Origin of the sequence: Streptococcus oriscaviae (assembly GCF_018137985.1) — a bacterium.
Classification (GTDB): Bacteria; Bacillota; Bacilli; order Lactobacillales; family Streptococcaceae; genus Streptococcus; species Streptococcus oriscaviae.
Genome location: NZ_CP073084.1, coordinates 1,747,911 through 1,767,992, shown reverse-complemented (window position 1 = coordinate 1,767,992; position 20,082 = coordinate 1,747,911). Strand labels below are relative to the sequence as shown.

The following is a 20,082-nucleotide window of genomic DNA, read 5'->3' as shown; positions in this document are numbered from 1 at the left end:
AGATCACACTCGCTTTCTCAGCTTTTCTTCTAAGGATTGTATCGCTTGTTTCTCAACAGGTGCGATATGCTTTATCCCCTCAACTCGCCCACCAAAGCTTTTGGCATGACCATTTTCTAACAGATGCGTCAGGCCTGGCGTTCGATTATGAATGGTTTTGGTTAGACCTGTACTGGTATCAATCGTTGCTTTACTCTTCCACCCTTTGGCATAAGATCCACTCTTTCTAGGTGACCTTGCTTTCAAGGTTTCGATGGATTCTTCAGTGACTTCCTCTACAACTTCACGCATCACCTCTGTGGTATCCTTTACATACTCAGCTAGCTCATTTGAGATGGCAGTTTCAAGTGCATCCAGTTCAATTCTAGTCATAACTCTCCTCCCTAATGGCGACGATGTAAATCAGTTGACGTGGCACTGTATCTCCATCAATAGACTCAATCTCATAGGTTTGACCACGAAATTGAATGTGAGTCGTTAAGGAATGAAGTCCAAGAATTGCCTTTTCATACCTGAGGGTGAACTGGACTTTCTCTTGTTCCAGTTTCGTCACACTCCCATCCCTTTCGGTCAAGGTGAGAGGACGACAAGAGCACCACCGGTCAAATAAAGGTATCCATGTCGAAGTTTCATTGCCAATCTCATCTTGAACAATCTGTCGAACATGAAACACCAAGCGTTCCCTCAAAGGTGCAATCTTCATCAGAACACATCCTTTCGTTCAGCCAACAACAAATGATAGAGAGTCTCTTTCAACTCCTTATGATTGGCATCTTCTCTGTGTTCATAAAGATAGGCAACCCCATAAAGGATTGCCGTCCTTAGAACGTCTGAATAAATTGATTGTCGCAAAATATCTTCGCAGAGTTGTTGACTGGTTTCAAGCAACTGCTCAATCAGTCCATCCTCATCCTCATGTTCCACTTTAAGATACTGTTTTGCTTCTGCTAAACTAACCATGACTACTTAGCTTTCACTGTTAGTGTCTTCACGGCTTCAGGTAGGACTAACTTACCATCAACACGTTGTGAAGCAAGAAAACCAATCTGTCCATTATTGGCATAGAGTTCGTTCAAACGTTTGAAGGTACGTCCCTGACGGTCCGCAATCCAATAATAGGAGAAATCACCAAATGCAATGGCCTTGTTTCCTGCTTCAGGGAGTGGGGCAAAGGTTGATGTATAGTATGGACGATTTAGAATCAAATCTGGTTGTCCAGCTTGAGTGGATGGCTGCCAAATGTAATTGCCATTATTATCTTTGAGTTTACGGATAGCTTTGACAGTCGTATCATGTAAAATCCAAACTGCGTTCTTACGATAGGGTGCTGGTAGAGAATGGTACAATTCAATCATGTCATCAAAGGTAATATCCTTTGTAGCTGTCGTTGGACCTGTAACTTCTGCCTGAGTAAAGATACCTGTCGGTTTCTTAGAACCATCCCCAATCAAGAATGCTTTTTCTTCTTCCGTTCCAATACGACGAGCAAATTCTGCTGTCATATAGGACTCAAGGTCGAATACTGAATCGTTAAGCAACTCTTCTGAAATACGAATGGCAGTCCCAATCTTATGAGAGTCTAGAGTCACCTGACCAAAGGTTTCTTCTGTTTCAGGATAGAGACCATTTTCATCCATCCATGAGGCCGAACCATGTCCAGTCACAACAGGAATCTTTCGCTCACCACTAGAGGTTTTGATAACAGTCGCAAGGCTGCGGAAGAAATTCTCTTCTTGTAATCCTTGAACTAGTTTCTTCTCATACTCATCAGGAACCAGATGACCACCTTCGGTATCTTCCCCTACTCGAAGGACATCTTTGACATCAAAGAAGTGACGTTTACGAACACTTGTCCAAAATGTCTTGGCATAGCTATCTGAAGCCACACCCTTCTTTTCCTCTTCAGTAGTCTTGTCATTCAGAACTGTAGTGGGCTGCCCAATTAGAGCCTGTGAGGCTGGTTGAGCAAGTTCAAGGTCAATCTTTTCTTGTCGCTCCAATCGAGCAATCTCTTGATTGTAGAGGTTGATTTTTGCTTCCATGTCATCATAGCGTTTGGAATCTTCCTCAGATACAAGTCCATCTTCTGTTCGAACAGAATCAAGGAAGGTTTTTGCTTGTTGCCAAGCTAGGTTACGTTTTTCTTTCAATTCAAGTAATTTAGACATCAGTTCATATTCCTTTCGTTATTTGAGCAAATTCAATCGTTTTTCCAACTGATTGATAGGGATTGTTTTCTTTGGTTGTTGGACTTCAAGCTTCGTCTGCATTTTGACAAGTAAATCTTGTTGCGCAGCAGTTCGACTGAAAGAATAACTCTCAATATCCATTCCATGTTCTCCTTGTTTGTCAAAGATAATCTTGTCCGCAAAGCCCAGTTCAACAGCCTTTTTGGCATTGAACCACGACTCTGAGTCCATGAGGTGTGATAGCTTGGTTCTTGAAAGTCCTGTTCTTAATTCATAGGCATTGATGATGGATTCCTTGATTTCGCCCAACATTTCAATGACCTTCTGCATATCCTTGGCTTCACCTTGTGCCACAGTCCAAGGGTTGTGAATCATCATCATGGCAACCGGACTCATAGAAACCGTTGTACCTGCCATGGCAATGACACTAGCAGCACTTGCGGCTAAGCCATCAATTACGACATGAACATCACCTTTGTAATCCATCAGCATGTTATAGATTTGAGCCGCCGCAAAAACATCACCCCCTGGACTATTAATCCAGAGGGTGATGTCTCCACTTCCTGCATGTAAATCATTTTTAAATACTTGTGGCGTGACTTCATCGCCAAACCACGTCTCATCAGCAATCTGTCCTTCTATACGAAGTATTCGACCACTATCATCTTCTGTAAAATTCCAAAACTTATGCATCCATATCCTCCTCAGCTTGAGTTTCCTGTTCTAACGGTGCTTGTTTCATAAAGCCACCCGCATCCTTCAGTTTCGTCATGTTTCCATTTATCAAGTAGAGATTGCCTCCTTCCTCATCTGAAAGGAGATTCAAGTCCTCAAGTTCACGAATATCATTCGTCGATAGCCAGCCATTTTGTCTCCCAATCGCATAGCCGTTCATACGACTCTGATAATCGCCACGAAGAAGACCATCTACATTGAACTTCACAAAGTAGGTTTTCTTTTCTTCAGGTAAAAAAAGAGACCTCTTGAAAGCCTGTTCAAGACGAACTACCCAAGGGTCTAAGGTATATTTAACAAATTCTAGAGATTGTTGCTCAATGTTTGAAAATGAGGATTTCTCCAAATCGCCAACCATATGAGGCGGAATGCGGTAGAGCCTTGCAATTTCATTAATTTGGAATTTTCTAGTTTGGAGAAACTGGGCTTCTTCAGGCGGAATGCCTACTTGAGTGTATTTCATCCCTTCCTCAAGGACTGCCACTTTATGGGCATTGGTTACCCCATTATAGACTGCATTCCATGAATCTCTCACTCGTTTGGGATCTTTGAGAATGCCTGGGTGTTCCAAAACGCCACCTGGATTTGCACCATTTTTAAAGAATGATGCACCATAGTTTTCCGTAGCCAAGGTCATACCGATAGCATTTTTTGCAAGGGCAATTGGAGAATAGCCAATCAATCCATCAAAACCCAGACCAGGTACATGAAGAACATCCACAGCTTTTAAAATAGCATCACCCTTTTCCTTAAAGTTAGGATTTTCTTCTGACTGACGCTTGTATTTGTAATAGAGCTTTCCGCTTTCGTCCCGATGAACAGACATCTTATCTGGTAAGAGTGGGTAAAGACTGATTACCTGTCCACTCCTATCTCGGATAATCTGGACATAGGCATTGCCCCATATCAGAAGATGGGTCATCAAGGTTTCTCTAAAGACGAAAGATGACATCTCAGGGTTAGGTTCATCATGTAAGAGAAAATAAAGGGGATGTTCCACCTTCTTCTCCTTTCCAGTTGCCGTTCTCTCAAATACATGAATGGGTAATGAAGCAACTGCTTCAGCTAAGATACGGACACAAGCATAGACAGCTGTCGTCTGCATAGCTTTAAACTCATCCACATTCTCCCCACTGGTCGTTCGTCCAAACAGATATGAGAAGTCCTGACCTTCATAACTATTATGTGGTTTATCTCTAGCACGCTTACGTCCCAGTAAATCTAGTAGTCCCATACTTCCTCCTTTTGAGTACGAAAAAAGCACCTCAATTGAAGTGCTTATCGTTTATTCTTAGATGGTTTTCATCTCTCCTTCTTCAAGAAGATACCAAGTTCAATCACTTTCTTGAAGTTATATCCTCATTAAGGAAAGTTTTAATGATTCCGAATATATTCTAAAATTTCATCATAATCTAATTCTGATGAAGCTACTCCAAGTCCTAGCTTCACTATTTCATCATCAGTCTGATTTAACACGATGCCATTTAATTCTAGGAAAATAATCATGACAAAAACTCCAATTCGCTTGTTCCCATCAAGGAAGGCATGATTATTAACTAGCGAATAACAAAGTCTAGCAGCCTTTTCTTCAATACTTGGATACTTCTCAACACCAAAATATGTACTAAAAGCTGAAGATAGTGAAGATTCTATTAAACCAACATCCCTAACACCATCTAAACCCCCAGTAGCTTGAATTAACCTAGTGTGTAATTCAATAACCTGTTCAACAGTTAATACTTTCATTTTGCCAATTCCTTAAATGCATCAAGATGGCGTGATAAAACTGAAGTCGCAACTTCATCCAATGTTGATTGTTCAACAACCGTAGGGCTTGCCTGTTCCTCTTTAATTAGACTCTGATAATCCACTAATACATACTTGGGTGTGTTATTTTTCAATATTACTGCAGTACCATTCGTATCGACCATACGAGCTACCTTAGAAAAGTTTTGATTTGCTTCAGAAATAGAGACTAAGTTTTCAATATTGATTTGCACGGTAATATCCTCCTTTTCTCTATTCTACCACTTTTTAGGATATATTCAACCTATTTAGGTTGTTTTCATCCTAAAAACTCAATATTCCACGTTCATCATACACACTTCCACCATCGGTTTGATGACGTATACAACGGTCCAGTCCCATAATGAGTGCTACAATACCGTCAATCTTCTCGACTGACTTTTCCTTATCAGGCTTGATATTACCAGCGGGGTCTTGTCTCATGACTACGTTTTGTCCCATCCATTTCAGAACTGGATGCCCACCATGTTGAATCTTGCCTTCCATCATAAGCTTATAAAGTTCCTTTGATGGTGGACTCATATCCTTGTATCCCTGACCAAAAGGCACCATGGTCAAGCCCATCCCTTCTAGATTCTGAACCATCTGTGTCGCATTCCAACGGTCATAGGCTATCTCCTTGATATGATAAATTTCCGATAATTCTTCAATAAATTTTTCGATAAAACCATAGTGAACGACATTACCCTCTGTAGTTTTGATGTAGCCCTGACGCTCCCAAACATCATATAGAACATGGTCACGACGACATCTCAGTTCCAGTGTATCCTCAGGTAGCCAGAAAAATGGCAGAACGATATAATTCTCCTCTTCAAATCTAGGAGGAAATACCAAGACAAAAGCTGTTATATCGGACGTACTAGACAGGTCTAGCCCTGCATAGCAACTACGACCCTTGAGGCTTTCATATTGAATTGGATCATTTCCCTTAGCATAAACATGTTCTGGAATCCAAGCAACACTTGAACTTGTCCACATATTTAGACGGAGCTGCTTAAAGACATTCTCTTCTGCTGGGTTATCAAGCGCCTGTTGGTAGGCTTCTCTAACACGGTCAATCCCAATAGTATGCCCTAGTGAAGGGTTAGCTCTTCTCCAGTTTGCTTCATCATTCCAATCATCTTCATCGGATAACCCATAAACCACTGGATAGAATGAAGTGTCCTTCTTTCTTCCATTCAGAATATCCAATGCTTTAGTATGCAATTCGTAACAGATAGAGTTTCTATCCGTTCCAGCTGTTGTGATAATAAAAAATAGGGGTTGTTCCCTTGCGTCTCCTGACCCCTTGGTTAATACATCATACAAATGACGATTAGGCTGAGCATGGATTTCATCAAAGACCAAGCCAGATACGTTTAGTCCATGCTTTGTCCCAGTCTCTGCAGAAAGAACTTGGTAAAACCCCGCATTAGAATAATTTACAATACGCTTGGTTGCTCCCATTATCTTTGAACGCTTTTCCAAAGGGCGACTCATCTGCACCATTTGCTTGGCTACATCAAACACGATTGACGCTTGGTTTCGGTCACAAGCCGCACCATAAACTTCTGCACTGGCTTCATTATCCGCATATAGTAGATAAAGAGCGATAGCTGCCGCTAGCTCTGACTTGCCATTCTTCTTTGGAATTTCTATGTAGGCTGTTAGAAATTGGCGATTGCCATCTTCCTTGACAATTCCAAATAGGTCACGGACAATCTGTTCCTGCCACGGCAACAAGTCAAATCGCTTTCCTGCCCACTTGCCTTTGGTGTGGGAGAGGTTATTGATAAAGGTTACTGCCCTATCAGCCTTTGCCTTATCATAGTGTGAGGTTGGAAGCATGAATGGACTTGGTTCATAATGATAGCTCATAAAATTCCTCCTAACAAATCTTCCATTTCATCACCACTACCAACTTCCGAATCCATCGTCGCTAAACGGTTACGTGCTGATGGTGTTAAACCAAACTGTTCACAGAATTTAAGCATGATTTTGAGATTAGTCTGGCTGATAGAGACTTGAGGGACTTGTTGGAGATAGCCATTCGGCGTTTTGATAATGGATCCATGCTTGGAAAGGAACTCTTCTGCCTCTTTCCAGCGAGCGTAAGCTTGACAATATCCTGCAAATGCAGTCATGTCCATTTCGGTCAAAATTCCCATCTGTTCGAGAATTTTTCCCATCCGTTTCCACTCCTTCTTTGCATCATCTTCAAGCCACTGTGGGCAACGTGGGGCTTTTTGTTTGGGTTTGACTTCATTCGTAGGGAGTGGTCGCTTACCAGGATTTCCCTCAAGTATTTTCATATTCGTAGGCTTTGGTTTTCGCCCCCTGATTGCCACAATCTCACCTCCTTTAGAATAAGAAAAAAAAGAACTCAATTTGAGTTAATTCTTAATGTTCATTAAAGTTATCAAGTACAGCCTTAAAGACAGTATCAGCAATATCCTCCATTTTATTCCAACATCTATATTAGTAGATATATTTACCATCTCGCTCGATAGTCAGTATTCGATTCCTAGCACCGTCTATGTTTCTCGGATCTGTTGTATCTTCACGGAGAAATTCGCAAACGTAATGTCTATCACCAACCGTTCGAGTCATTATTTCCCACATCTTACTTTACCTTTTCCACAATATCTATTCCATATAAAACATTCAGGCAACTGCCATTTTCCCACTTAACTAAGAGTGAGCCAATGTCATCCACTCCAATAACTGTACCAAGTGTTCCTTTAGGAACTGGATGCGGATCATCCATTTTTACTAATCTAACCTTTGTACCAACCGGATAGATTGTCTTTAGGTTATTGAAAATTTTTGTGTCCATGTTATTCTCCAAACATATCGAATGCCCACTTGACAGCGTGACCAAGATCCGTAACAATTATTGATTCCTTGTATATGCGATTAAGTCGGCATTCAAATAGTTCAAATTTTTCAAGGCTATCAACGATTTCGTAAATCTCAACTACTGTTTCTTTGTTTCCTTTGGATGCAACGATAACCCATTCCTTGTAAGGAATGATGCTTGCAGTTGTTGGGTAGATTTCATAGAGTTTTTCAAGTGTTGTTGTCATGGTTTTGTTCTCCTCTTCTTTTCTTGTGTACATATTAACTCTAAAGGAGACTTATATCCAGTCATTTATAGATTATTTTGAAGGTATTTTCGACTATTTTTCACTTGCTAGAATGGCACATCCAATGGCATAGACAACTGTTACCGTCACACCATTTCCAGCTTGTTTATACAGTTGGGCATCGGAGTTTACTGCTTGGGCTTTCTCGAACAAATCATCCGAAAAACCTTGTATGCGAAAACATTCTCGAGGGGTTAAACGTCTAATTTTCACCACTCGATCATTCCAAACCACAGCACCCATTTGACCACCGCAGGATAGGTTATGGGCGATTCCTTTCCCAACTCTTGCTCGTCTCGTTGGAGAGTTGGGATAAGATAAATCCACTGAATCACCTACCTCAGCAACTTGATAACCTTGCTTCGTACCATTTCTGACCTTGATGCCTTCAAGAACACCATGGCGGTCTTGAGAGGTCAATGTGAACATTGGCTCATCCTGTTCCTTGAGCCTACGTCCATTTTGACGTTTGTGGATTCGATTGGGTGTCAGAATGGGTTGAATTTCTAGTACTCCAGAGTTCATCGCAGTCCGTTTTGTAGCTCCAGCAGTATATCTTGCAGTGATACAGCGTGCCTCATCTGTCAACTTTGGTTCTGTCAAAGATTGGTCAATTAGATAAAGACCTGTCTTAGCACCTAGTCCTCCACCCTCACCAACAAGAGTTGTGGCAATTCCACTAGGGTCGTAGACACGATAGCTTTGCATACCACCTACAAGTTGCTTAAGATGGCTACCGCTTTCTCCGCTGATAGGTAGTACTTTTCGTCGACCTCTGCTTCTAAGATGTCCGAGAGTGTAGATGCGTTCTCGATTTTGGGGAACTCCGTAGTCTTTTGAATTGAACACTTGCCACTCAAGGTCATACCCTGCTTCATCCAGGATAGTGAGATAGTCGAGATAATCTCGTCCCCCGTCACTTGATAAAAGTCCCTTAACATTCTCAAGGAGTACCCACTCGGGTTTATCTTCTTCCTCTTGGCTTTGGAGGAGGTCAACAAATGTAAAAAAGAGTCCACTTCGTTCACCGTATAGGCCTGCTCGCTTTCCTGCGATAGACACATTTTGACAAGGGCTTCCCGCACACCAGAGATCTGCTTTTGGAAGTTGTGTTGGGTCAATGCTTGTGATGTCGTCATGAAACCATTCTCCTTTCGTGTCGTACATTGCTTCATAAGATTTTCTTGCAAATTTATCTTTTTCACAGTAACCGATACATTTGAAACCAGCTAATTCCAAACCACGACGAAAACCACCCACTCCTGCAAAGAAATCAAGAAAAGTTAAGGTCATACCGTCTCCTCCATCATTGAATAGGCTTCATCAAAGGTCAAAGTCTGGCCATCACGCAATACCGTCACGTTGTCATTTCCTGTTGACTCTATATAACGTTTGACAATGACATCCACAAACTTCTCATCCAACTCAATGCCGTAACAAACCCTTCCAGTTTGGTCTGCGGCCATTAGGGTCGAACCAGAACCAAGGAATGGATCAAGAACAATTGTCCCACGCATCGATGAATTTTGAATAGGATAGGCCATGAGCGGAATTGGTTTCATTGTTGGGTGGTCTTTACTAGATTTTGGACGGTCATATTCCCAAATGGTTGTTTGTCTACGGTCACTGAACCATTGATGTTTTCCCTTTTGTTTCCAGCCAAAGAGACATGGTTCATGTTGCCACTGGTAGGGACTACGTCCAAGCACTAATGAGTTCTTTTTCCAAATGCAACATTCACTGAGATAAAAACCAGCATCCTTAAATGCCTTACGGAAGTTCAATCCTTCCGTATCCGCATGAAATACATAGATGGAGGCATCAGCTTCCATATGCTTTTCTACTTGAGTGAACATGGAAAAGAGAAATTGGTAAAAGTCACTATCAGGCATATTGTCATTGAGAATCTTTCCAGCTGTTTCTTCTACATCAACGTTATAAGGAGGATCTGTCACAACCAAATTTGCCTTTTTATCACCTAACAGTTGGTCATATGTTTCAGCTTTCGTAGAGTCTCCACAAATCACTCGATGCTTACCAAGTTGCCAAATGTCTCCTTGTTTTGAAAAGGTGAGTTTCTTTAATTCCTCTTCTACATCAAAGTCATCATCCGATAGGTCTTTATCATGGACATTTGATAGGATGTCATCAATTTCTGGTGGTTCAAAACCAGTCAAGTCGAGATTGAAATCAGCCTCCTGTATATCTAAAAGCAAGTCCGCCAAAAGCTGGTCATCCCATTGACCTGTGATTTTGTTAAGGGCAATGTTCAGCGCCTTTTCATCTTCCTTGGTTAAATCAACAATGACACATTTGGCAGTTTCATAGTCTAAGTCCTTCAATACAGTTAATCGTTGATGACCACCAATTACCGTCAAGTCTTTATTGACGATGATGGGGTCAACGTAACCAAACTTGAGTAGGCTTTGCTTAATCTTTTCATACTCCTTGTCACCCTTTTTGAGTTTTTTTCGAGGATTGTAAGAGGCTGGGTGTAGTTCAGACAATCGAATTTCTCTAATTTCCATTTTTGGTTGGCTTGTCATTGGTTTCTCCTTTATAAAAGCGTGATTGAATGTAACACGAATGGCTACAAAATTTTCTACTTGGATTGGCATAAGATAAAAATGACCTGCCACATTGTTGACAAGTCAAATCTTCATATGCAGTTTTAGATTTATCGTGTTCGTCACAATGTGTTATCCACCAAACCTTACGACACTTATCCGAACAGAACTTCTTTGGTCTTCCTGTTTTATGAATTTTAAGTACTTGATAACACTGGGGGCAACGGAGTCCGTCATTCTGGTCGGCTTTTGCCATCTGCTTTATCGCCGCTCCAGGACCAAGCAATGCTGGATTTCGTTTACAGTATTTCTTAACTGAATCTCTAGATAGACCTGTAGCCCTGCCGATTAAGCCATAGCCAAGACCTTCTGCTCGCATTTTCCAGATTTGTTTGCGTTGACTTTCGTCCATTTGTTTTCCTTTCCATCAAAAAAGGACTAAAAACAACTATTTTCTACATTGTTTCTAGCCTTTTTCACTATTTTATTACCAAAATGACATACTTGGGAACGCTACATCCCCACATTAGAAACGTGATAACGGTGGGAACGAACGTAATAATTGAGCGATTTTAATGTACCCGCTTGCGAATTTTGCGAAATTGCACGTTTGAGGGGGCGTCGGTCTTAGTCTCCCAAGGGTTTAGAGATTTCATCCCCCCTCCCCCAATGAGTGAAAAATGAGATACTTTTGGAACGAAACTCCAAGACTAAAATCGATACGAATACTCCACATATCGGTCAGTTGTCTTGGTCTTGCGGTCGTGACATGACTTACAAAGTGCTTGCCAGTTGGTTTGATTCCAAAAGAGGTCTTGGTCACCTCGGTGGGGTGTGATATGGTCAACCACTGTTGCCTTGGTCAATCGACCTTTGACTTTGCATTGAACACAGAGTGTATGAACTTTTAAGTAACGAAGTCGTGCTTTATTCCACTGGGCATTGTATCCTTTGGCTTTGGTTGACTTGGTATCCAGTTGGTAGTTTGCTTTATGGTTCTCACAATACTTGTGACCATAAGGTACTAAGTTAGGACAACCATTTTGTTTACAAGGTGTGCTTGGCCTTCTTGGCATCTTACTTCTCCCAAGGAAGATAGGCTTTTGTGAAATGCCCAAAGCAAGATGTTTTGGTGTAGTCTACATTCAAGAGATGAAGTTCCTTAATGATACCTTGTGGGGTCAAGTCGTAGCGTTCACAAATCATTCCTTCCAGTTGTGTCGAGGTGTAGCGACTGGTTCCAAAGGTTTCTACATATACCGACACAGGTTCTGCAACTCCAATGGCATAGGCTAATTGTACTTCACATCGTTTCGCATACCCTTCTCTAACAATATCCTTAGCAATCTTTCGTGCCATGTATGCTGCTGAGCGGTCAACCTTGCTTGGGTCTTTTCCAGAGAAAGCACCGCCACCATGATGTGCGAAACCACCATAGGTATCTGCCACAATTTTTCGACCAGTAACTCCTGCATCCGCAAATGAACCACCAAGAACAAAACGTCCTGTTGGATTGACTAGAACTTTGAAATCTAGATTCTGACGGTAACGAAGTGCTACTGACATCATAGCTTCAGTCACAATTCGTTTCACTTTGGCAAGTTCGGCCATTTCAGTATGTTGGATGGAAACTAAGAAGGTATCAATCCGTTTCTTATCATAGTCGTAGGATACCTGAGCTTTTGCATCCTTTCCAAGTAAGGGGTGACCAAGCGACATCAGTTTCTCAAGGACTCGAGTTGCTAAGACATAAGGCAGTGGCAGGTACTCAGGTGTTTCGTCTGTCGCATAACCAAACATCATTCCTTGGTCACCAGCACCTCCATTATCTACTCCTTGTGCAATATCTGAGCTTTGGAGTCCAAGTAGGTTAGTTACCCGAATATTCTTCATACCAAGTGGCTCGACAACCTGACGAACAATGTTCTCGAGATTAAAGTAATGTCTAGTTGAAATTTCACCAGCTACCACAACTTGGTTATCCTTGATTAAGGTCTCAACTGCCACTCGACTTGATTTGTCATACTTTAGACACTCCGTCAAAATGGCATCTGAAATCTGATCACAGATTTTATCTGGGTGTCCAACTGAAACTTGTTCACTAGAAATAATCATAATTCCTCCACGCAAAAAGCCCAACCTTTATGAGGCTAGGCTTTACTTTATTTTACTGATTTTTGGCCTGCTTCGTAGGCTCTCTCCAATGCTCTTTTGATACCCCATACCGAAACATCGTAGAAGTCAAGATTGTCGCTCCAACGTTTTTCCAAGGTTTCTACAAAAAGTTCTTCTTTTGCAATTTCTGTTAAAAGGGCATTGAGCACGCCAAACGCATGAAGAAAATTTTGTTTTCAGAAAACAATTTCATAAAAAATTAGTATTTTATCCATAAAATTGTGCTATAATTATGAGTAAATCTTGGATTAAACGCCAAGTTTAATTTATTTTTTTAGAACAGTTCTAATTAAACGCACGCGATGAAAATTTTAAATTGTGTGCGTTTTCTTCATGCGTACGACGTGGGCATTGAGTTTTTCTTGTTGACGCTTTGTCATGGTATTGTTCTCCTCTTCTTTTGTTGTGTACATATTAACTCTAAAAAGGAGATATATCCAGTCATTTCTGCATAAATTTAAAGATATTTTAAACAGTTAAAACCAGCAAAACCGCCTCAAGAATGGCTTCACGTTCTTCTGTTTCAGGATAGAGTTCCCATCCTCTGTCGTAAGAAACGATTGTTTCTTCAGCTACTTCAATATCTAATTTGAAAACACATCCAAGGTCAATTCCAACTTCTGAAGGTTGGGGACTAACCTTGGCAATGTAATCCACTTTTTGTCCCTGATAATCAATCCGTCCGTCAGTCCACATGGTTATTCTCCTTTGGTTTTTCTAGGTGTATATTACCCTATCAGCCAAAGAATATCCAGTCATTTGAGGGAGATTTTTATCTTTTTTGACATCTTAAGTATATCACATGTCTAGGTTGAAAATCAGTACTAAACCAGTACAAATTTAGTGCTAATTTAGTACCAATTTAGTGCACTCAACCATCACTAGATAGGGATGTGATAATCTTCCACCTTAAGTTCAAGACTTTTTGAAGTCCAACGATAACACTTGCGTATTTGTTTTAGAATCTTACGCCTACGATAAGCAAGTGTTGAATGACTGATTTCATAAATCTCTTCTAGTTCAGTCCAACTCTTGCCTAAGTAAATTAAATCCTTGGCTAATGGCTTCAAATCCTCAGGTATTAGCTCCATAACGAACTCAAAGTAGTAAAGATCCATTTTTAAGCAGTAGTAGGTATTAAGCAAACTACTGAGGTACTCTTGATTTTCTTGTTCTTGTTTTTCTCTAAAACTAAGAGAAATCAGCTCACTACGACCATGGTTTTTACTTTTCTTGACCTTTTCATGCTCTGACTTCTCAAATACCAGTGACTGAATCACACTATTCTCTGAGATAGGTCGATAGTTGAGCAATTTCTCCTGAACTAAATGTAACTTCATTTTCATGTCACGATAGTTTTTAGCTATATATTCCACCTTATCCATCTGTTCCTCCTACTTGTGCTTTAACAGCTTCAATCAGCCGTTCTTGTTGTGCATCTTTGTTTCCTAGTGCCTTGAGGATTTCCTCATCAATCGTTCCTTCAGTCACAATGTGTTGAATAACAACTGTCTCAGCCTCCTGGCCTTGACGCCAAAGTCGTGCATTGGTTTGTTGGTATAGTTCCAAAGACCACGTTAATCCAAACCAGACCAAGTTGTGACCACCTTTTTGGAGGTTCAACCCATGACCAGCTCCAGCTGGATGAAGTAAGCCAACCGGAACATTACCCTTATTCCATTCACGAATATCTTCTTCTGTTTTCAACACCCTATTCTTTACCTTGAGTTTTTCCAAACGACCCATAATCCGAGCCAAGTCATGTTTGAACCAATAGGCAACTAAGACAGGTTCTCCATTTGCGGATTCAAGGATATCTTCAAGGGCATCTAGTTTCTGTTCATGAAGTGGCACAACCGTATGATCATCAGAATATACAGCACCATTAGATAACTGAACTAACTTGTTCGTAAGGCTTGCAGCATTGGCAGCAGTTACTTCTAGTCCATCTAACTCTGACAATACATACTCTTTCTTAAACTGAATGTATTTTTCTTTTTCCTTTTCTGTCATGCGCACCAGTTTCTTGGTAGAGATCAATTCAGGCATATCCAGATAATCTAGGGCTTTCATGGAAATGGTAATATCACTAATCTTGTCTTGAATTTGACACTCCGCATAATCCATGGGGATGTATTCATAGACAAGGTTTCCGTTGCGACGACCTTCTTCAAAGTAGCGACTACGAAACTCACCGATGAAGCGACCAAGACGTTCTCCTCCATCAATGACTTTAAACTCTGCGAACAAGTCCATCAGTCCATTAGAACTCGGTGTTCCTGTTAGTCCAACCACTCGCTTCATGTAAGGTCGCATAGCCATGAAGGCTTTGAAACGCTTGGACTGCCATGACTTGAAAGAACTCAATTCATCAATTACTACCATATCCCACTTGAAATAGGGACTACATTGTTCCACCAGCCAAGGTAGGTTTTCACGATTGACGATATAGATATCCGCATCTTTCTGAAGAGCTTCCTTTCGTTGCTTGGGAGTACCAACTATTTTCGAATAACGTAGGTGACGCAATTCTGCCCATTGCTCAATCTCATCACTCCAGACTGTATTTGCGACTCGCAGTGGGGCAATAACCAAAACCTTAGTAACCTCAAATCGGTCAAACATCAATTCATTTACTGCAGACAAGGTTGTTGCCGTCTTTCCCATCCCCATGTCTAGGATGACTGCTGCATAAGGGTGACCTATGATGAAGTCCTTGGTGACTTCTTGATAATCATGTAAACTCAATTTCATCTAGCACTTCTCCAATCTTCTCAACACTATCTAGCACATGTACCTTGAAACCCAATCCGTCAAACATCTTGTGCCTTGTCACTTGTAGTAAACGTGGCTTTCCACCAGGGGCTTTTACTTCCACCATGCCAAACTTACCCTTGGGTAAAAACACCAACCTGTCTGGCACACCGCCAAACGAAGGCGACACCCATTTGGGACAAACCCCACCACGCTTTTTCACTTCACTCACTAACTTCTGTTCAACAATTTTTTCACGCATACCCAATCCTTCCGTCAGAAACATCGCCAAAGGAAAAGTGCAGTTCACGCTAGTCAGTTACATTACTTTCCTATACCTCTTTTTATCTTTTTTTATTTTTCTTTATATCTAAGTTATAGAAAAGGCCTACTAAACCTGCACTTTGAAATCCCCTATGACAACTTTTGTATATGACCTTATCGACTTGCACTTTTTAAGACCCGTGAAAGTCGTGATAGTTTTGTCTAAACTCTTCTCATTACAAACGAACAATAACTCTCCGTGTTTCAAAGATTTAAGTTGTAACTTGACTATCACGGCTTACACCAACACCCTCTGATGATAAAAGCAACTTTCACTGATTTTCACGGTTAATCAAGAAAATCATCTTCTAATTTCAACTGTAGACCTTTTACCATGACACCCTTATTAGTTCTTTTCTTGGTGAATCCAGCGTTTGCCAAAGCTGTATAAAAGTCCGTCGTGCTGCGCGTGTACTCATTGATACGGGCACAGTGAGCTCGATAAGCAGAGTAAAGTTCTCCTGATTTCTCAGTCAAGTGGTCACCGATTTCACAACAATCTCCAAGGAATTGACCCATCCAGTCATTGGCTTCTCGATAAGCTGAGACAGAGTCCGCAACTACTTGTGGCAAGGTCAATTTGAAGTTTGCTTTGATGGCTTTTTCTGCCCCCTCAATAATCCAAGACATGATAGCTGGTGCTGCTTCGTCGTAAAGGTAGTCCGCAAAGTTTTTGATGTCTGACCGACCAGTGATTTTGGCATTAAAAGGAATGACAATCAGTCGTCTCCAAATCCCATCATCATTCGCACCTACTTTAGGCAGGTGGTTAGTGTAAAGAACCAGTGTATGTGATGGGACAAAATGGAAAGGTGCCTTGTACTTTTTCTCAGCTAAAATTTCATCTGTCGAACAGAGCTGTTTAACCATGGCTGTATTCAATCGCATTCCCTCACTCATCTCTGAAGCAATGATAAGACGTTTCCCTTTAAGTTCAGCCATTTCTGGACTGACATTCCGTCTCACACTCATGGTCAGAGCTTCAGCCGAGAGTTTTCCTGAATAGTTACCAAGAACTCTTGCGATGGTGTTCCAAAAGGTAGACTTGCCGTTTGCACCGCTACCGTAGGCAATAATCATATGCTCTTGATAAACTTTACCAATAGCAGCCATGCCTACAATCTCTTGAACATAATTGATAAGATCTGTATCATCACAAAAGAAGGTCGCAAGGGTCTCCTGCCACAGACAATCTCCCTTATCACTCGGAGAGGCATTGGTCATTTTGGTTAAGTAATCAGTAGAATCATGTTCCCTAACACCAGACAACCCCTTTGATAAGTCAATTGTTGCTTCAGGAGTATTCAGTAAGAGTTCATTTTTATCCAAATCCGACACACTCATACGAACCATATGCTTAGCCGTTTTAGCAATAGCTGACAGATTTCGGTAGTCACGGTATTTCATGACAAATTTATAGAACTCGAGTGCCTTCTTATAGTCCTGATAAGCGACGAGTTGAATTGATGTCTCAATAGCATTTTCCAACTTCTTACCTCCTTGTTGAATCAACATTTCAGGAATACCAGATTGCTTCAGTTTTTGAGTGGCATTATTAAGCTTGGTTACTGCAACTTCTAGCTGCATATCAAGGAACTGATGAATTTGACGCATGGCTAACTGCTCATCTTCCACCCAGTGCTTACCATCGTAAGCGAGGTAGTCTGTTTCCCTAGTAAAGGCAATCTTGTCACCAAACTCTCTAGCGAGAAGACCTGCTTCTCCGATATCTGAATAATCATCTGGTTGCATCTCCCCACGTTGAAACTCTTCTGGAGATTTATAATATTTTGAGTTTTTGATGGTTTTGTTATAGAAGCGAACAGCACTGCCCCAAATGGTATCAAGCTCTCCCTTCTCAAGAGGGGGAACACATTTGAGAGCTTGTTCATCAAAGCCGTCTCGTGCTTCTTTTGTTACACCTAATCGCTTAAGGATTTTCGCCGCAAAAACCGACATGGTTGAGTTCCGACTACCTTCTGTGATTGGTCCTGTTGGTGGTTGATAGAAATCTGAATCGAAGTCTTCTTCATCATCTTGGGAAGTCGTGTCATCAAGCAAATCCTCATCAATGGTCAACCAAGAGTCATGCCATAGGACTTGTGAGTTAGGATTCCCAAAGAAGAAACGAGCCGCATCTTTGGCATTAGTGTCAAAGATGCCATAGCGATTTACAAGTTCTTCTTTCAGTAAGGCATAGGTGTCCTTATCTGTGACTTCATTGATTTGGAAGTAGATATGGAATTTTGGTCTGGCGGCCTTATCCCCTTTTTGAACCAAATGGTTACGACTGGTCACTAAAGCAAAGTTGTAATCCGCAAAGATATCTTTAAGTAGCTCTTCCGTTACCCATTCATCAGAGTTGTCCGTATGGTCATTATCAATATCCATGACCAATACATCTGATTTGATGAAGTTGGCATTGGAACGAGTATTATTGGTAAACAAGCCAGCCACATGGTCATAAAGTGCTATCTTTTGAAGAATTGCTTTGTCTGAAACTGTTACTTGATGAGGATAGACTGTTGTCGTTTGAATACCAGTCTGTCCAGAGTGAGATAAGGTAAATTGCATACATCATGCCTCCATCTTTTGTTATTGATTGAGGAATTTCTCTTCCTAATTTACTAAGTAAAAATCAGACAAGATTTTCCACTTAAACAGAAAATTTTTTCTAAAAAAATAAAAGTTTCCTATTAATTGCACAGGAAACTTTTTTTGATGAGCAAATTTTTTCTTATCAGGTGGAAAAATTTATCTCAACCCTACTTAGTAAGGTGTAAGGGATAAAAAATAAAAAAATCTCTTCCAAAGTGGAAAATCCACTCAAAACCTTACTTAGTAAGATAGGAGGACCCAATATGGCAAACGAACCATACATTGAACCTGATGATGATGTGGCTGATACCCTCATAGCCATCAGCGTTATCTCAAAATTACTCGCTCGGAAAATTACGGAGGAAAGACAACATGAGCAAAATGAAGCAACTGAATGAACTAATTAACGAAATGGAAGGCACAGCCAAATACTACCTTCGCTTGGTAGATGAGTTTAGGAAACTCCTATCTTCTGAGGAAGAAACAACAACTTCAGAAGAACCCAAAGTTGAACCACAAAAGGAACTTAAACTCGAAGATGTTCGTGCCGTCCTTGCGACAAAAGCCAAAGACGGCTTCAAGAACGAGGTGCGGGCTCTTCTCAACAAATACGGTTCAGAGTCCCTGTCAGCCTTAGCTACTGAACACTACGCAGCGGTTATTGAAGAAGCTGGAGGAATCGGTCATGACTAACCATGCTCTTCTCTCTGCTTCCGCATCCCACCGTTGGCTCAACTGTCCGCCTTCTGTTCGATTGACCGAGGACATGCCAGATGTTACCTCTGAGTTCGCCCTTGAGGGAACTGACGCTCACGAGCTTTGTGCTTATCTTGTTGAGAAAGCACTAGGTAGAAAGGCGCGTGACCCAACTGAGGATTTGTCCTTCTACAATGAAGAGATGAAAACCTGTGCAGAAGAATATCGCAACTACATCATGGAACAGGTAGAAAAAGCTAAAGGCTACTCTCGAGATCCTACAGTTCTAGTTGAGCAACGTCTGGACTTCTCCAAATGGGTGCCTGAAGGTTTCGGTACTGGCGACTGTCTGATTGTAGCAGACGGACTGCTTCAAGTCATCGACTACAAGCATGGACTAGGCGTTCTAGTTGATGCAGACCATAACCCTCAAATGATGTGTTACGCTCTCGGTGCTCTTGAAATGTTTGATGGACTATACGACTTTGACAAAGTCACCATGACCATCTTTCAACCACGAAAGAACAACATCTCCACCTTTGAGATGGATAAGGCTGAACTTCTTGAGTGGGCTGAAAACCAACTCTCCCCTAAAGCTGAACTTGCCTTTAAAGGTGAAGGTGAAATGAAATCCGGCAAACACTGCCAGTTCTGCAAACTCAAGAATGTCTGTCGCAAACGTGCCGAGGATAACCTAGCACTCGCTAAGAAGGAGTTCGCAGACCCTGCTACGCTAAATAATGAAGATATTGCAGAGATTTTACCCAAACTGGACTTGCTGGTTTCGTGGGCAAATGATGTCAAAGCCTATGCTTTGAAAGAAGCAACTAAAGGACACAATATTCCAGGCTACAAACTTGTAGAAGGACGTTCGGTTCGTAAATTTTCAGACGAAGCTGCTGTCACTCAAGCTGTGATGGAGGCTGGCTTTGACCCTTACGAAAAGAAACTCCTGACCATCACTGCCATGACCAAACTTCTAGGTAAGAAAACTTTTAATGACCTACTTGGTGGTCTCATCATAAAACCAAGCGGTAAACCAACACTCGTTCCTCTTGATGATAATCGTCAAGAAATGAACTTAGCAACAAATGAATTCAAAGAGGATTAAAG

26 protein-coding genes are annotated in these 20,082 nt (G+C 41.2%); 3 read left to right on the top strand and 23 right to left on the bottom strand.

Features of this window, described 5'->3' with window-relative positions:
* Positions 1 to 3 precede the first annotated feature (3 nt).
* The 23 genes from INT76_RS08950 to INT76_RS08845 form a co-directional block, all read right to left on the bottom strand.
* Positions 4 to 372 (bottom strand): HK97 gp10 family phage protein, encoded by a 369-nt coding sequence (locus tag INT76_RS08950; RefSeq protein WP_212570094.1) that lies wholly within the window; start codon positions 370 to 372, stop codon positions 4 to 6.
* A complete protein-coding gene (locus INT76_RS08945) occupies positions 365 to 703 on the bottom strand; it encodes a head-tail adaptor protein (protein ID WP_029173172.1) in 339 nt (112 codons plus the stop codon). The genes INT76_RS08950 and INT76_RS08945 overlap by 8 nt, the downstream gene beginning before the upstream one ends.
* Complete coding sequence (locus tag INT76_RS08940) at positions 703 to 960, bottom strand: head-tail connector protein (RefSeq protein ID WP_172054711.1); 258 nt, start codon at positions 958 to 960, stop codon at positions 703 to 705. The genes INT76_RS08945 and INT76_RS08940 overlap by 1 nt, the downstream gene beginning before the upstream one ends.
* A gap of 2 nt (positions 961 to 962) precedes the next feature.
* The gene (locus INT76_RS08935; RefSeq protein ID WP_024052957.1) at positions 963 to 2,168 is read right to left on the bottom strand and encodes a phage major capsid protein; all 1,206 of its coding nucleotides are present in this window, start codon (positions 2,166 to 2,168) and stop codon (positions 963 to 965) included.
* Positions 2,169 to 2,186: 18 nt separating this feature from the next.
* Positions 2,187 to 2,882 carry a head maturation protease, ClpP-related gene (locus INT76_RS08930; protein ID WP_212570093.1) on the bottom strand — a complete coding sequence of 232 codons (696 nt, stop codon included), beginning with the start codon at positions 2,880 to 2,882 and terminating at the stop codon, positions 2,187 to 2,189.
* A complete protein-coding gene (locus INT76_RS08925) occupies positions 2,875 to 4,158 on the bottom strand; it encodes a phage portal protein (RefSeq protein WP_212570092.1) in 1,284 nt (427 codons plus the stop codon). Before INT76_RS08925 ends, INT76_RS08930 begins: the two co-directional genes overlap by 8 nt.
* A 140-nt stretch (positions 4,159 to 4,298) precedes the next feature.
* Positions 4,299 to 4,670: a type II toxin-antitoxin system death-on-curing family toxin gene (locus INT76_RS08920; protein WP_212570091.1), complete on the bottom strand. Its 372-nt coding sequence runs from the start codon at positions 4,668 to 4,670 to the stop codon at positions 4,299 to 4,301.
* Positions 4,667 to 4,924 (bottom strand): type II toxin-antitoxin system Phd/YefM family antitoxin, encoded by a 258-nt coding sequence (locus tag INT76_RS08915; protein ID WP_024418899.1) that lies wholly within the window; start codon positions 4,922 to 4,924, stop codon positions 4,667 to 4,669. The genes INT76_RS08920 and INT76_RS08915 overlap by 4 nt, the downstream gene beginning before the upstream one ends.
* A gap of 70 nt (positions 4,925 to 4,994) precedes the next feature.
* The gene (locus tag INT76_RS08910) at positions 4,995 to 6,587 is read right to left on the bottom strand and encodes a terminase large subunit (protein WP_212570090.1); all 1,593 of its coding nucleotides are present in this window, start codon (positions 6,585 to 6,587) and stop codon (positions 4,995 to 4,997) included.
* Positions 6,584 to 7,057, bottom strand: a complete 474-nt coding sequence (locus INT76_RS08905; RefSeq protein ID WP_024388644.1) for a phage terminase small subunit P27 family — start codon at positions 7,055 to 7,057, stop codon at positions 6,584 to 6,586. Before INT76_RS08905 ends, INT76_RS08910 begins: the two co-directional genes overlap by 4 nt.
* Positions 7,058 to 7,332: 275 nt before the next feature.
* Positions 7,333 to 7,545 carry a DUF4314 domain-containing protein gene (locus INT76_RS08900; RefSeq protein ID WP_024399324.1) on the bottom strand — a complete coding sequence of 71 codons (213 nt, stop codon included), beginning with the start codon at positions 7,543 to 7,545 and terminating at the stop codon, positions 7,333 to 7,335.
* 1 nt (position 7,546) lies between these two features.
* Positions 7,547 to 7,795, bottom strand: a complete 249-nt coding sequence (locus INT76_RS08895; protein WP_212570089.1) for an Nmad4 family putative nucleotide modification protein — start codon at positions 7,793 to 7,795, stop codon at positions 7,547 to 7,549.
* Between the two features lie 93 nt (positions 7,796 to 7,888).
* Positions 7,889 to 9,148, bottom strand: coding sequence for a DNA cytosine methyltransferase (locus INT76_RS08890; RefSeq protein ID WP_212570088.1), 1,260 nt, complete (start codon positions 9,146 to 9,148; stop codon positions 7,889 to 7,891).
* Positions 9,145 to 10,401, bottom strand: coding sequence for a site-specific DNA-methyltransferase (locus INT76_RS08885; protein ID WP_212570087.1), 1,257 nt, complete (start codon positions 10,399 to 10,401; stop codon positions 9,145 to 9,147). The genes INT76_RS08890 and INT76_RS08885 overlap by 4 nt, the downstream gene beginning before the upstream one ends.
* Complete coding sequence (locus INT76_RS08880) at positions 10,373 to 10,834, bottom strand: helix-turn-helix domain-containing protein (RefSeq protein ID WP_212570086.1); 462 nt, start codon at positions 10,832 to 10,834, stop codon at positions 10,373 to 10,375. The genes INT76_RS08885 and INT76_RS08880 overlap by 29 nt, the downstream gene beginning before the upstream one ends.
* Positions 10,835 to 11,132: 298 nt before the next feature.
* Complete coding sequence (locus tag INT76_RS08875; RefSeq protein ID WP_212570085.1) at positions 11,133 to 11,498, bottom strand: HNH endonuclease; 366 nt, start codon at positions 11,496 to 11,498, stop codon at positions 11,133 to 11,135.
* Position 11,499: 1 nt separating this feature from the next.
* Entirely contained in the window at positions 11,500 to 12,537 is a 1,038-nt protein-coding gene (metK, locus tag INT76_RS08870; protein WP_212570084.1) for a methionine adenosyltransferase, read from the bottom strand.
* 47 nt (positions 12,538 to 12,584) lie between these two features.
* Entirely contained in the window at positions 12,585 to 12,746 is a 162-nt protein-coding gene (locus INT76_RS11255; RefSeq protein ID WP_428843975.1) for a DUF6900 domain-containing protein, read from the bottom strand.
* Positions 12,747 to 13,065: 319 nt separating this feature from the next.
* Positions 13,066 to 13,293: a DUF7678 domain-containing protein gene (locus tag INT76_RS08865; RefSeq protein ID WP_024418908.1), complete on the bottom strand. Its 228-nt coding sequence runs from the start codon at positions 13,291 to 13,293 to the stop codon at positions 13,066 to 13,068.
* Between the two features lie 185 nt (positions 13,294 to 13,478).
* A complete protein-coding gene (locus tag INT76_RS08860) occupies positions 13,479 to 13,982 on the bottom strand; it encodes a hypothetical protein (protein ID WP_212570083.1) in 504 nt (167 codons plus the stop codon).
* Positions 13,975 to 15,351, bottom strand: coding sequence for a DEAD/DEAH box helicase (locus tag INT76_RS08855; protein ID WP_212570082.1), 1,377 nt, complete (start codon positions 15,349 to 15,351; stop codon positions 13,975 to 13,977). Before INT76_RS08855 ends, INT76_RS08860 begins: the two co-directional genes overlap by 8 nt.
* Entirely contained in the window at positions 15,332 to 15,613 is a 282-nt protein-coding gene (locus INT76_RS08850; protein WP_001208304.1) for a VRR-NUC domain-containing protein, read from the bottom strand. The genes INT76_RS08855 and INT76_RS08850 overlap by 20 nt, the downstream gene beginning before the upstream one ends.
* Before the next feature lie 350 nt (positions 15,614 to 15,963).
* On the bottom strand, positions 15,964 to 18,249 hold the full coding sequence (locus tag INT76_RS08845; RefSeq protein WP_212570081.1) for a phage/plasmid primase, P4 family: 2,286 nt from the start codon (positions 18,247 to 18,249) through the stop codon (positions 15,964 to 15,966).
* A gap of 287 nt (positions 18,250 to 18,536) precedes the next feature.
* On the opposite strand from INT76_RS08845, the gene INT76_RS11185 reads away from it, so the two are divergent.
* The 3 genes from INT76_RS11185 to INT76_RS08835 are packed head-to-tail and all read left to right on the top strand — an operon-like array spanning position 18,537 to position 20,080.
* Positions 18,537 to 18,671, top strand: a complete 135-nt coding sequence (locus INT76_RS11185) for a hypothetical protein (protein ID WP_257360492.1) — start codon at positions 18,537 to 18,539, stop codon at positions 18,669 to 18,671.
* Positions 18,646 to 18,966 (top strand): hypothetical protein, encoded by a 321-nt coding sequence (locus INT76_RS08840; RefSeq protein WP_212570080.1) that lies wholly within the window; start codon positions 18,646 to 18,648, stop codon positions 18,964 to 18,966. The genes INT76_RS11185 and INT76_RS08840 overlap by 26 nt, the downstream gene beginning before the upstream one ends.
* Complete coding sequence (locus INT76_RS08835; protein WP_212570079.1) at positions 18,959 to 20,080, top strand: DUF2800 domain-containing protein; 1,122 nt, start codon at positions 18,959 to 18,961, stop codon at positions 20,078 to 20,080. Before INT76_RS08840 ends, INT76_RS08835 begins: the two co-directional genes overlap by 8 nt.
* The last annotated feature ends 2 nt before the right edge of the window (positions 20,081 to 20,082 follow it).